This window comes from Paenibacillus sp. J53TS2 (assembly GCF_018403305.1).
In the GTDB taxonomy this organism is placed as follows: domain Bacteria; phylum Bacillota; class Bacilli; order Paenibacillales; family Paenibacillaceae; genus Fontibacillus; species Fontibacillus rhizolycopersici.
This window is the reverse complement of the sequence record NZ_BOSK01000001.1, coordinates 801,183-813,422: the sequence shown is the minus strand read 5'-3', so window position 1 is coordinate 813,422 and position 12,240 is coordinate 801,183. Positions and strand designations below refer to the sequence as shown.

The following is a 12,240-nucleotide window of genomic DNA, read 5'->3' as shown; positions in this document are numbered from 1 at the left end:
AGTGAATTTTTGCGAAATAACGGCTTGCTGGGAGATCGAATAGTTGCTATGATAATCGTTAATTATATTCGAAACCAGACATGGATTGTAAAGGGAAGGGATGGGGAGAAATGAGTAACAGAGCTTATAACTTTAACGCGGGCCCAGCCGCGTTGCCGCTGGAGGTCCTGGAACGGGCGCAGGCGGAGTTTGTTGATTTTCACGGGACAGGCATGTCGATTATGGAGATGTCTCATCGGGGCGCAGTTTATGAAGCGGTCCATAATGAAGCGGCCAGCCGGCTGCTGAAGCTGTTCGGCACTCCATCCGGTTATCAGGTGTTGTTCCTGCAGGGCGGGGCTTCCACTCAATTCGCCATGCTGCCGATGAACCTGCTTACGGAAGGCAAGGCGGCTGGATACGTGAAATCGGGCAGTTGGGCTACGAAAGCGTTAAAAGAAGCTAAACTCATCGGTGAAACATTCGTAGCGGCCTCCTCGGAAGAAGACAAGTACATGTCGCTCCCGGACGTCAGCAGCCTACGTCTGCCGGATAACACCGCTTATCTGCATGTAACCTCGAATGAAACGATAGAAGGCACGCAGTTCCGCGATTTCCCGGACACCGGCAGCATTCCGCTGATCGCGGATATGTCCAGCGATATATTGTGCCGTCCGTTTGATTTGACCCAGTTCGGAATGGTTTATGCCGGCGCACAGAAGAATCTGGGACCATCGGGGGTAACCGTGGTGATCGCCCGCGAGGAGCTGCTGCGCGAGTCGCCGAAACATCTGCCGACGATGTTCCGGTACGATACGCATGCCGAGAACAACTCGTTGTACAATACTCCGCCATCCTTCTCGATTTATATGGTGAATGAAGTGCTGAAATGGATCGAAGAGCAAGGGGCGCTTGAAGGCATCGAGAAGAAGAACCAAGATAAAGCTGATGTGCTGTATCAAGCGATTGATGGAAGCGGCGGATTCTACCGGGGTTGCGTACGTCCAGAAAGCCGTTCGACGATGAACGTCACTTTCCGTCTCGCGAGCGAGGAGCTGGAGAAACTGTTCGTGAAGGAATCCGAGAAGGAAGGCTTCGTTGGGCTCAAAGGCCATCGCAGCGTTGGCGGCCTGCGCGCATCGATTTACAACGCGGTACCGAAGGCGAATATTCAAGCGCTTGTCGATTTCATGAATCAATTTCAAAAAACGCACGGATAAAGTGTATAGCGGGGCTTCCCTCGGAACGCTCCGTTACGCCGCAACCTCCAAACCCGCCTGTTGCTAGGTGAGGGTTGGAGGTTTTTTGCGGACAAAATTTGCTATAATGGAACAAGTACGGTCTCTGATGGGCCGATTTTATTATTTAGGACGAGGAGTTCGATCATCATGGCCTTACATATTGTGCTGGTGGAGCCGGAAATTCCGGCCAATACGGGAAATATCGCCAGAACCTGCGCAGCGACGGGCATCCATCTGCACCTGGTGCGTCCGCTTGGTTTTCGGACAGACGACGCTACGATGAAGCGGGCTGGTTTGGATTATTGGTATGCGGTGCATATCGAATACCACGATTCTTTTCAGGAAGTAGAGGAGAAGTATGCGGGTAGCCGGTTCTTCTTTGCTACAACAAAGGCGGACAAGCGTTATACGGATTTTCAGTTCCAGGACGGAGATTTCTTCGTGTTTGGTAAAGAAACCAAAGGCTTGGCACCTGAAATTTTGGCCGCCCATCCCGAAACGGTCATGCGCATGCCGATGACCGACAAGGTCCGATCGCTCAATTTGTCGAACTCTGCGGCTATCATTGTGTACGAGGCACTGCGGCAGCTTGATTTTCCGGGGATGCAGTAAGTTTTAGTGACGAAAGAGAGAGGACCTTGGACGTGTGCGAGGTGCGGATCGGGGAATAATGCTTTATGGCGCCAAGGGTACACATTTATACCGCAACCCATCCGCTGGATCCGGCTGAACGCAACTCCGGGGCCAAATATGGCAAACCGGTGAACATCGGTAACAACGTATGGATTGGCGGTCGGGCCGTGATCGTTCCCGGGGTAACCATCGGTGATAACGCGGTAATTTCCGCGGGTGCGGTCGTGACGAAAGATGTGCCCAATGGAGCCGTTGTTGGGGGCAATCCTGCGAAAATAATTAAAAACGTGGAAATGTAGCAGGAATCCTGAAAAAAATAGCGAAATATAATAGATTAGGTATTTGGTTCTATTTTTACATAACTATTTTTCAGGAGAGGTGTACAATTTTATGAAACCTGCTGGTGTGGTCCGTAAAGTGGATCAACTCGGGAGAATCGTGTTACCCAAGTCGCTTCGCAAGAGATATCAAATGAACGAGGGAGATCCCGTCGAGATTTTGGTGCAAGGCGATCACATCATTTTGGAGCGTTACCGGCCGAAATGTGTTTTCTGCGGATCGATGGAAGGCGTGAGCGATTTCAAAGAGCGTTCCATTTGCAATCAATGCCTGGTCGAAATGAGCCAACTGTCCTAGATCCATTTCAGGACGTTTGATACGTTTAGCAGCACCAGAGCACAACAATAAATAAGCTTCCCTCGCGGGAAGTTTATTTATTTTGTCGGCTTGCGTCGATTTCTGTCTGACGCATGCGCTAAGCGCAGGGGAGGATGATGGTTAGTGGCCGATGCGTCGCAGAATGATTCTAGTGGAAGATGCCACCGACTGTGGCAGATCGTCTTTGTTGAGGGCCTCGAGGTTGAATGCAGCAGAGCCGCAGTCAGCGCTAACGGACCGTAGCGACCTTATTTGCCGATTTCCCGGTTATTTCCCGCTGTAACGGACTCCAGAGACCTTATCGGCACCTTCGAGCGGCGTTTGAGCCCTTTTTGTGCGAAATAAGGTCTCCTGGGTCCGTTAGAGTTTGGCGGATCCCAAAATGCGTGTAATAGCATCTCTGGTGTCCGTTAGCTTAGGGACGGAGTAGCGGAGCGTAGCTAGGGGCTACGAGAGCAACGGAAGGCCCGGCTGAATCCTAAGATTCGACGCCGAGCCTTCTTCATTGAACTACTTCGTGATGGGAAGCCGCCTTTTTGACTAACCGGTTCAATCTAAAGTCAAAAGGGAGGGTTTTCAGCACCGAGAAGGTTGGAAGAAGCTTAGGGACGGAGTAGCGGAGCGTAGCTAGGGGCTACGAGAGCAACGGAAGGCCCGGCTGAATCCTAAGATTCGACGCCGAGCCTTCTACATTGAACTACTTCGTGATGGGAAGCCGCTTTTTTGACTAACCTATTAAAGGCCTTTGGTTTTATCTTCGTTATAGGCTGCAGTCAAAATCCCGCACAAAAACATAGCCAAAACGATAGTAATAATCCAGAACGTTAAAGAGAATGACAAAGCCGAACACCTCCACGTTGTACTCCTTATCCTATTATACCCGGCGATGGCCCAAAAATAAATCCAAAATGTGAAATATTTCATAGACAAATCGATCGCGTGGAGGCGCAATGCTTATTTGAAAAACAAGAAATGAGTGGGCACTGGGCGAAGTGCGCCATCAGATGGGTTATTGATCACTCGGCCATTGACGACCAGGGTAGAAGAGCCACCCCCGTCCAAATTATAGGCATCCTGTACCCCCATCTTCCACAGCTTGTTCTGCAATTCTTCCAGTGTAGCACCGGAACGTCCCTTTTCGTTATCGCCGTCGACAACTAGCACAAGCAACTGATCATCCTTGTAATTCCCGATCACCGTACGCGGTGCGCGCAGCGGGGACGTCTTCCATTTTTGGGGGATCGGGAGTTTCACACCGTTCTGCAGCAGGATCGGCACGAAGGAGGCGCCGAACTTGGGCTGCAGCTTGTCGAGGCTCGCCTTGCTCTGAAACTTGCCGCCGACCAGTTGGCCCGACCGATTCATTCCAACAAAAAACAAATCCTTATATGTCGGCTCGAAGCCGTTAACGTACTGACCGTTCATGATCGTGGTGCTCAAAGGGTAGCGTTCCCCGCGGGAATCTGCAAATCCACCGGCATTAATACCAGCGACCGCGCCATGTCGCTGCACGGCTTGCTTCGTCGTCTCCGCCCCACCCACACGGTCCTTCCCTAACGTCATTTTCATGGCGTCCGGCGACTTGAGTCGGATCTTCATCGCATACCCTCGATAAGTGCCAGGGTTAACCTTGTACAATTCGATGCGAATCATGTCACTTTGAATGGTCTCAAAGGGGGAACCTAACTTGGACGTAATACGTCGGTTATAAATGGATTCAGGACGAGTTGCCGTCGTTTTTGCCGTTTTGACGATGGTGCTCATCGTTTGGGTTGTTTTCTGGTAAAGTTCGGCCGTTTGGCGGATGGAGGAGATCGTCGTTTTGGCATCTTTCTCCGCCTTGGTTAATCCTTCCAAAATCGAAGCCGTGGTTTGGAAAACTTCAGCGTCATGCGTGATGGGATGGGGAACTCGGTTCCATTCGATGGCGGCTCCGCTGATGAAGAGTGCAATCAGCATTCCGATCAACGGGCCGGTAGTCAGCAGAAAAAAACGGTTGATTTGCTTGACCGGCGTAATCATTTGAGCAGGTCCATTTTCTTCTGAAGCGCGGCTAGCTGCTGCTTGACCTCGCTCAATTGCGAATACAATTTGTTGCTGTTATCCGTTTTTTCGCTGCTGTTGTCTTTCGTGAATTCAAGCAATTCGTTGAACGCTTCCACCTTGCTTTGCAAATCCTTCACCTCGCCGGACAAAGCCGTTAGCTGAGCTGTATAATCCGCCTTCATTTGTTCGGCTTCACTTTGCCATTTGATGTCCAACTGGTCGATCATCGATTGCTTCAAATGATTGCTATACATGTAGGCCGCGGTAACCCCGGCGCCGATCAATAGGACCCAAATCAACAAGATCATGGCTACGGAAGGCCGCCGTGTCTTCCTGCTGCGACTCGTTTCGGTGACGGTTGCAGGTTCCGTAGAGTAAGACATGGTAAATCACCTCATAAGTAATATTAAAAGTTGTCATGATGCAGTTTTCATTCTATCATGACGACACTAGGTTCGCAAAAATGATAGATTTGCCAATGATTCGTCAAAATCAGGCATGACGCGCAGTTAGGTCCCCATTGTCTGGGAAATTTGTCCTGAGGTACAATCGCTTATACAAGATGAAAGCGGGGTGTGCTTGTGGATACGGGTCTGGATATGTTGAAGCGCCGACTGCCGCCGGCTTTCGCCCGGGAAATCGAAGATCGGTTGCGGGAAGGGAACCTGATTTCGCTGGCTGGGCCGCATGGGAACGGAGTCGGAGCACGCCTGGATCGGGAATATAGCGTGGACAACAATGGGCAAGAGGGGGAGCCGGCGGAGCGTAGTGGGATTCGCACGCTGCTGGATTGGTTGGCTTCGGCATACGAAGAAGCCGAAGGCATTAGCAAGGAACCGCAGCAATGGATACTGGCCGAAAGCGCCGATGGGGCGCTAGACCTGCTGCTGCGGGCGTTGGTTCCCGGCGGCGGCACGGTGCTCGTTGAGACGCCGGCTGCACCGGAGGCGCTGGAGCTGATGCGCCGCCGCGGCATCCGGGCGGTCCCGGTGGACTGCGACCGGGACGGCATGCTGCCGGACGACCTGCGGCGGAAATGCGAGGCGGCCGGGGGGCGCCCGGCTATGGCGTATGTAACGCCGCATTACTCGAACCCGTCCGGCCGGGTGTGGAGCCGGCAGCGCAAGCTGGCACTGCTGGAGCTCAGCGAGCGGCTGGGCCTGCCGATCGTTATGGATGATACGGCGAGCTTGGTGCCGTTCGCCGAAGTGGGAGATCTGGTAACCGATAGGGAAGAGAAGGGAAGCAAGGATTTACTGGAGCAGACGGCGGGGACAGAGTGTGAAGGTACGGCTAAGGAGATGGCGGGAACAGAAGTAGAGGACCTATCCAAGGATCTGAAAGAAAACGGGGGACAAGGGGACACGACGTCGCTGGATGTGCTGCGCCAGCAAGCGGGCCTATGGGGAGCCGAGATCGTCAGCCTCGGCTCTCTGGAACGGACGCTGACGCCGCAGCTGCCGCTGGCCTGGCTGCGCGGCGAAGCGAAAACGATGGAACGGCTGCGCCGCGTTCCATCGCTGGGCAGCTCCAGCGCCGCGGGGGCGGCCGTGGCCGAGCGAGCCGGGCGGCTCCACGCCTGGCTCGCCCAGCCGCCGGGGCGCGGGAGCGCCGCCGCCGCCGAGGCTGCGGCGGCGTATGCCGCGCGGCGCGCGCTCGCGCTGGAGCTGCTGCAGGCGCCCGCTTGGCGCGGCGCCTGCGTAGAAGACCCCGGCGGCGGGCTGTACCTCTGGCTGCGCCTGCCCGCCGGGGTCTCCAGCGAAGCGCTGCTGCGCGCTTCGCTGCTGGAAGACACAGCGTTCCTGCCGGGGACGCTGTGCTATGCCAAAGAGCCGGATGATCGCTTCATCCGGCTCACCGTCGCCGCGCACGAACCGGCGCGGCTGCGCGAGGGTCTGGCGCGTCTCACCGCCGCCCTCGCCGAGTTCACGGCGCGCTCCGCGGACGAATGAAGGCTGCCCGAATCGCAATAAGGGAGGTAGAACGATGGCGACGTTATGGGCAATAGGGAAATTCGTTCTGTTTATGGCAGGCCTGGGTCTGGCCGTCTATGTGTATCTGTTATTCATGAGAGGTCTGAATCAAATCCCGGAACCTAAAGATCAACGGGATAAAGATCAGAGCTGAGCGGGCCAAGGATTAATTCCATGGCTCTAGGATAGACCAGCGCACCACCCTCATCCCGCCAGTTCCTAGAGGCGCTCCCCTTCCCGCTCCGCGGTCGCTGCTACCCTCCGCCACCCGTCAACGACGTGGGCGTACTGACGCAGCCCCTCTGCGCCGGCCGGCGTTAGCGCGTAGCGCCCGCGGACGACGCGGCGGAACCAGCCGTAGTAATCGCGCTGCAGGATCGCGGCGGCCGTGCCGACGCCGCTGCGGTCACGCGCGTCCTTCGGCGACATCTCGCCGCCGCCCTCCTCGATGGCGAGCGCGATGCGCAGCGCCCGTTCGCGGTAGGCCGTCACCAGCTTGGTGCCGGTGCTGCCGCCAACGTTGTAGTCGCCGCTTCGTTCGTGGAACTCATGCAGCAGCTTCTCCGCCCGGCGTTTGACCACTTTCGGCCCCGGCGTGTACAAGGCCTCGTTCCCCGGCGCACACAGGATCTCCACGAAAGCGGGTTTTGTTTTATACCGAGTAACCGCGATCAGTCCCAGCCCCAGCCGGCGGCAAAGCAGCGTGATTTCGCTCCAACGCTGGTTGTGCGCCCCTTTTTTGGCGCGATTGCGTTCTACAGCCAAATACACCTTGGGGCTGAGGCGCTGGCGTTCCAAACCCTGCAGCAGCAGGGGAAGATTAAACGTCTTTTTCATTTCCACGATCAGCGGTTCATCGCTGCCCGGCCGAACGCCAACCAGGTCGCAATGCCGCACCTCGCTCTTGATCACATATCCGCGCTCCTCAAAAAAAGCCTTCAGCGGAGCGTACAATTCCGTCTCATGCTGTACCGCCATGACGATCCCCTTTTCCTTCCCATGATCATGTAAAAAGTATATCACAAACCTCAATTCCTACTTTTTCCATCCGAATATTTTCGTCGGAAAAAAGGTCAACTTCTCCCATTCACGCGCATAGGTATGTAATACACTTTTTATCGTGGAAGCTCCATACACTGGTCAGGCAAGTTCTAAAGATCGGGGACGCGGGAGAACCCCCAAAGCGGGAGTACAGGAGGTACCTAACATGGACATTTTTGAGCGTTTAGCGGCTTACCGGGCGGAAAGCGACTCCTTGTCGTGGAGCGGCACATTTAAAGATTATGTCGAACTGTTGGCCAAAGACCCTTCGCCGGCGATGACCGCCCATGCCCGGGTTTATGAAATGATTAAGTCCTATGGCATAGAAGAGGATGATGGCAGGAAAAGGTATAAATTTTTTGAACAAGAAATCTTCGGGCTCGATCGGGCCGTCGAAAAGCTGGTCGAGGAGTACTTTCACTCCGCCGCCCGCCGGCTCGACGTGCGCAAGCGGATCTTGCTGCTGATGGGACCGGTGAGCGGGGGCAAATCGACGCTGGTTACGCTGCTGAAGCGCGGACTCGAGAAGTTTTCTCGGACCGATAAAGGGGCGGTGTACGCGATCGCGGGTTGCCCGATGCATGAGGACCCACTTCACCTGGTTCCGCATGAGCTCCGTCCGGACGTGGAACGAACGCTGGGTGTCCGGATCGAAGGCAATTTATGCCCGATTTGCCAAATGAGGCTGAAGACGGAATACGGCGGCGACATCGAGAACGTCAAGGTCGAGCGGGTGCTCTTGTCCGAAGACGACCGCATTGGGATCGGCACATTCAGCCCGTCGGATCCGAAGTCGCAGGATATCGCCGATTTAACCGGCAGCATCGATTTTTCCACGATCACGGAATACGGGTCGGAATCCGATCCAAGGGCGTACCGCTTTGACGGCGAGCTGAACAAAGCCAACCGCGGTCTGATGGAGTTCCAGGAAATGTTGAAATGTGATGAGAAGTTTCTGTGGAACCTGCTGTCTCTGACGCAGGAGGGGAATTTCAAGGCGGGGCGGTTCGCGTTGATCTCGGCGGATGAGCTGATCATCGCGCATACCAACGAAGCGGAGTATAAATCTTTTATCGCGAATAAGAAAAACGAAGCGTTGCAGTCGCGGATGATCGTCATGCCGATTCCCTATAACCTCAAGGTGTCGCAAGAGGAGAAAATTTACGCCAAGCTGATCGGCCAAAGCGATATGAGTCACATCCATATTGCCCCGCATGCCCTGAGGGCGGCAGCGATCTTCTCCATCTTGACCCGGTTGAAGGAGACGAAGAAGCAAGGCGTCGATCTGGTGAAAAAAATGCGCCTCTACGACGGCGAAGAGGTCGAGGGCTACAAAGACGCCGATTTGAAGGAGCTGCAAAACGAGTACCTGGAGGAGGGCATGTCCGGCGTCGATCCGCGGTATGTCATCAACCGGATTTCCAGCGCGCTAATCAAGCAGGATTTGCATTGCATGGGCGCCTTGGATATTTTGCGGGCCATTAAGGACGGCCTGGACCAGCATGCTTCGATCACGAAGGAAGAACGCGAGCGCTACCTGAACTTTATCAGCATTGCCCGTAAGGAATATGATGAGCTCGCCAAAAAAGAAGTACAAAAAGCGTTCGTTTACTCGTTCGAGGAATCGGCGCGCACCTTGTTCGAGAACTACCTCGACAATATCGAGGCGTTCTGCAACTGGACGAAAATCCGCGATCCGCTCACCGATGAGGAGATGGATCCCGACGAGCGGCTGATGCGCTCGATCGAAGAGCAAATCGGCATCTCGGAAAACGCCAAAAAGGCGTTCAGAGAGGAAATCCTGATCCGCATCTCCGCGTACTCGCGCAAAGGGCGGAAATTCGAATATAATCACCACGACCGGCTGCGGGAAGCGATCGAGAAGAAGCTGTTCGCCGATCTCAAGGACATCGTGAAGATCACGACCTCGACCAAAACGCCGGACGAAAACCAACTCAAACGCATCAACGAGGTCAGCAAGCGGCTGATCGACGAGCATGGCTACTGCCCGGTTTGCGCCAACGAGCTGCTGCGATATGTGGGCAGTTTGTTAAACCGGTAATAAGTTGAAAAAGTTAAGGTGGAGGGGAAACCCTCCCCTTTTTTTGCGTTATTTGCTATGCCCAGCGCGTCTCCAACCGACGTATCGAGTTTAACTGGATTTTCTACCGTTAATTTGGAGCGAGAAGGCCGTTCGAATTCCGATTTCCCCATCGTCCCGCCTCACCGCCCTCTAGGTATCCGCATACGATAACTTGAACTTGAAACCTTGGAGGCGAATAACGAATGAGTGTTCAACCATGGGGGCACCCTCAACAACGCATCGTTTATCAGGCGGACCCGCAATCCGCGCAGCATTTGCGATCGATCCGCGACCGAGTGCAAGGTATCTGCCGTCAGCATGTCAATCAAAGAGTCCGTATTGAGACGATGGACGGTCATGTGCATGTCGGCCGGATCGTCAGCTGCCAAGGCGGGATGATGCATTTGGCCGTTCCACGGCACGGGGGCCAGCGGGCCTTTGGCGCACCTTTTTGGGGCCCTAGTCCAAGCGACGAGTTGATTTTGACGCTGGTGCTTTACGAGCTGCTGGTCATCGCCTTGCTGTCCTGACGGGTTCCGCATGCAGAACAAGAGCCGCCTGATCGATAGGATCGAGGCGGCTCTACTTTTGTATTGAAACATCCAACTCATCGGCAACGTTATTATAAGAAACAAATGCGGGAGGATTCCATGGAAAAGGGTAACAAACTCATGTTAACCGTAGTTGCACTTGCGATAGTAGCGTGTACCTTCTGGGCGGGTTATTCGGTTGGCTTACGGCAGAACGAGCCTGTGGATCCATCTGACATCCAGCAAACCATTCATTCCAAATGGGTCATCGCAGGCACCCCACCCTCGCCCACCGTTACCGTACAAGGAACCGCCATCGAGGTTGCCCGGGCCAGTTACTCTTGGTGCTCGCCAGTCCTTAGCAGCGAAGGCAGCTGCGTCAGCGTGGATGCCAGCCTCCCCGAACTAAAGGCAGCCGTTGTTCCGGGAGGCGCTCCGATCGATACCGAGGCTCCAGAGGGCATCAAGGAATTCACGCTAACGGGGACGGACCCGGAAGGCGGAGCCCTCAATGACCCTTATAAGGTTCCTCAAGTGACAGGTACCTACCTGTACCGCATCCATTGCGAATGGTTCCTGGATCAAGGTCAAAGTGATTTCTATTTCAGCCTGAAGGTGATCTAACTCAAATCATCTTCCTCACATGCTTCTGCCCGTCATAGGAGAACATCGCGCGCTTCTCTTCCACCACCGTCTCCAGGTGTACGGGGCGGCCCCACAGCTTGTAAACGTGGGGGAGCGTGTGCTCCAGGTATTTCAGGTCCAGCTCAAGCCCCTCATACTGATGCTTCAGCAGCAGCTCGCCGGAGCGCAGGTAGTCGCCGTCCTGGACGACGATGTACGGGGAGCCTCCGTTCACGCGGGAGGCGACCAGCTGGTCGCGGATATGCTCCCAGGTTTTGTCGGTGATTTTCCACTCCGGGCCTTGCTTCTCGAAAATGTACAAATCCAGGTCGCGGACGAGTTCTTTGGTCAAATAGCTGCGGAGGAACGAAGTGTCGGAGTCGAGCTCGCGCACTTCGAAGATTTTCTCCCGGCCTTGCCCGGGCTCGCGGCCAAAGCGGCGGCGTTCCTCTTCGGTCGGGTGATCCCAGCGGCGTTCGATGTCCTCGAAGATCTTGAGCCCGAGGTAATACGGGTTCAAGCTTTGCCGCGACGGCTGGACGACCGAGGAGTTCAGCTTGGCGAATTCGACCGTTTCGTCGCTGGTGAGGTCGAGTTCGCGGATAATGCGCTGATGCCAGTAGGAAGCCCAGCCCTCGTTCATGATCTTCGTTTCCATCTGCGGCCAGAAATACAACATTTCTTCGCGCAGCATGCTCATGATATCCCGCTGCCAATCCTCCAGCGCTTCCGAGTATTCCTGTATAAACCAAACGAGATCTTTCTCCGGCTCGGGCGGAAATTGGACGGCTTTTTCTTTGGCTTCCGCCGAGCGTCCGCTCGGATTCTCGTCCAGCGACCACAGATCGTCGTAGGCGCCCTCCTTCACCTGCCCATACCGTCCGTCCTTGGCCCGGCGAAGCTTCTCCTCCATTTGTCGGCGTTTGTCGTACCGCATTGGTTTGATCAACTGCGGGTCTACATGCTCCTGGACCGCGAGCACGGCGTCGATAAAGCTTTCCACGGTACTGGCGCCATAAGCCAATTCATATCGGCTGATTCGCTCGGCGGTCGCAGACATGCTCTCCACCATATCCCGGTTGGTCGCGGAGAATCGCATGTTGTTTTTGAAGAAATCGCAATGTGCCAGCACGTGGGCAACGATCAGTTTGTTCTGGATCAGCGAATTGCCTTCCAACAAAAAGGCGTAACACGGGTTCGAGTTGATGACGAGCTCGTAGATTTTGCTTAATCCAAAATCGTATTGCATCTTCATCTTGTTAAATGTTTTGCCGAAGCTCCAGTGCGAGAAGCGGGTTGGCATGCCGTAGGCGCCAAACGTATAGATGATATCGGCGGGGCAAATTTCGTACCGCATCGGATAATAATCAAGCCCGAAGGAGTCGGCGATTTCCATGATTTCCGCGATGGCGTATTCGAGCTGTTCCATTTCG

Annotated in this window: 12 protein-coding genes and 1 pseudogene; 9 read left to right on the top strand and 4 right to left on the bottom strand. The window is 54.8% G+C overall.

What is annotated here, in order from left to right; translation table 11 throughout:
- Nucleotides 1–110: 110 nt before the first annotated feature.
- The 4 genes and pseudogenes from serC (at nucleotide 111) to KJS42_RS03860 (ending at nucleotide 2,489) form a co-directional block, all read left to right on the top strand.
- Nucleotides 111–1,199: a 3-phosphoserine/phosphohydroxythreonine transaminase gene (serC, locus tag KJS42_RS03875; protein ID WP_213622000.1), complete on the top strand. Its 1,089-nt coding sequence runs from the start codon at nucleotides 111–113 to the stop codon at nucleotides 1,197–1,199.
- A 168-nt stretch (nucleotides 1,200–1,367) separates the two neighbouring features.
- Nucleotides 1,368–1,832, top strand: coding sequence for a tRNA (uridine(34)/cytosine(34)/5-carboxymethylaminomethyluridine(34)-2'-O)-methyltransferase TrmL (gene trmL, locus KJS42_RS03870; RefSeq protein WP_155607093.1), 465 nt, complete (start codon nucleotides 1,368–1,370; stop codon nucleotides 1,830–1,832).
- Between the two features lie 155 nt (nucleotides 1,833–1,987).
- Nucleotides 1,988–2,152, top strand: a pseudogene (locus tag KJS42_RS23400) (DapH/DapD/GlmU-related protein); the annotation flags it as partial.
- A 91-nt stretch (nucleotides 2,153–2,243) separates the two neighbouring features.
- Nucleotides 2,244–2,489 (top strand): AbrB/MazE/SpoVT family DNA-binding domain-containing protein, encoded by a 246-nt coding sequence (locus KJS42_RS03860; RefSeq protein WP_155607094.1) that lies wholly within the window; start codon nucleotides 2,244–2,246, stop codon nucleotides 2,487–2,489.
- Nucleotides 2,490–3,464: 975 nt separating this feature from the next.
- Here the strand turns inward: KJS42_RS03860 and KJS42_RS03855 are convergent.
- Together KJS42_RS03855 and KJS42_RS03850 are read right to left on the bottom strand one after the other, a co-directional pair.
- A complete protein-coding gene (locus KJS42_RS03855; protein WP_213621999.1) occupies nucleotides 3,465–4,532 on the bottom strand; it encodes a phosphodiester glycosidase family protein in 1,068 nt (355 codons plus the stop codon).
- Nucleotides 4,529–4,939 carry a hypothetical protein gene (locus tag KJS42_RS03850; RefSeq protein ID WP_213621998.1) on the bottom strand — a complete coding sequence of 137 codons (411 nt, stop codon included), beginning with the start codon at nucleotides 4,937–4,939 and terminating at the stop codon, nucleotides 4,529–4,531. The genes KJS42_RS03855 and KJS42_RS03850 overlap by 4 nt, the downstream gene beginning before the upstream one ends.
- A gap of 192 nt (nucleotides 4,940–5,131) precedes the next feature.
- Between KJS42_RS03850 and KJS42_RS03845 the strand changes: the two genes are divergently transcribed.
- Both KJS42_RS03845 and KJS42_RS03840 read left to right on the top strand, forming a co-directional pair.
- The gene (locus KJS42_RS03845; protein WP_213621997.1) at nucleotides 5,132–6,508 is read left to right on the top strand and encodes an aminotransferase class I/II-fold pyridoxal phosphate-dependent enzyme; all 1,377 of its coding nucleotides are present in this window, start codon (nucleotides 5,132–5,134) and stop codon (nucleotides 6,506–6,508) included.
- A 34-nt stretch (nucleotides 6,509–6,542) separates the two neighbouring features.
- Nucleotides 6,543–6,683 (top strand): hypothetical protein, encoded by a 141-nt coding sequence (locus tag KJS42_RS03840; protein ID WP_155607098.1) that lies wholly within the window; start codon nucleotides 6,543–6,545, stop codon nucleotides 6,681–6,683.
- A gap of 65 nt (nucleotides 6,684–6,748) precedes the next feature.
- On the opposite strand, the gene KJS42_RS03835 is transcribed toward KJS42_RS03840, so the two are convergent.
- The gene (locus KJS42_RS03835) at nucleotides 6,749–7,507 is read right to left on the bottom strand and encodes a DUF2161 family putative PD-(D/E)XK-type phosphodiesterase (protein ID WP_213621996.1); all 759 of its coding nucleotides are present in this window, start codon (nucleotides 7,505–7,507) and stop codon (nucleotides 6,749–6,751) included.
- A 229-nt stretch (nucleotides 7,508–7,736) separates the two neighbouring features.
- On the opposite strand from KJS42_RS03835, the gene KJS42_RS03830 reads away from it, so the two are divergent.
- The 3 genes from KJS42_RS03830 (at nucleotide 7,737) to KJS42_RS03820 (ending at nucleotide 10,807) form a co-directional block, all read left to right on the top strand.
- Nucleotides 7,737–9,632 (top strand): PrkA family serine protein kinase, encoded by a 1,896-nt coding sequence (locus tag KJS42_RS03830; protein WP_155607100.1) that lies wholly within the window; start codon nucleotides 7,737–7,739, stop codon nucleotides 9,630–9,632.
- 224 nt (nucleotides 9,633–9,856) lie between these two features.
- On the top strand, nucleotides 9,857–10,183 hold the full coding sequence (locus tag KJS42_RS03825) for a hypothetical protein (protein WP_213621995.1): 327 nt from the start codon (nucleotides 9,857–9,859) through the stop codon (nucleotides 10,181–10,183).
- Nucleotides 10,184–10,303: 120 nt separating this feature from the next.
- Nucleotides 10,304–10,807, top strand: coding sequence for a hypothetical protein (locus KJS42_RS03820; protein ID WP_213621994.1), 504 nt, complete (start codon nucleotides 10,304–10,306; stop codon nucleotides 10,805–10,807).
- A gap of 1 nt (nucleotide 10,808) precedes the next feature.
- Here KJS42_RS03820 and KJS42_RS03815 read toward each other — a convergent pair whose 3' ends face one another.
- Entirely contained in the window at nucleotides 10,809–12,236 is a 1,428-nt protein-coding gene (locus KJS42_RS03815) for a SpoVR family protein (RefSeq protein ID WP_167521245.1), read from the bottom strand.
- Nucleotides 12,237–12,240: the final 4 nt, after the last annotated feature.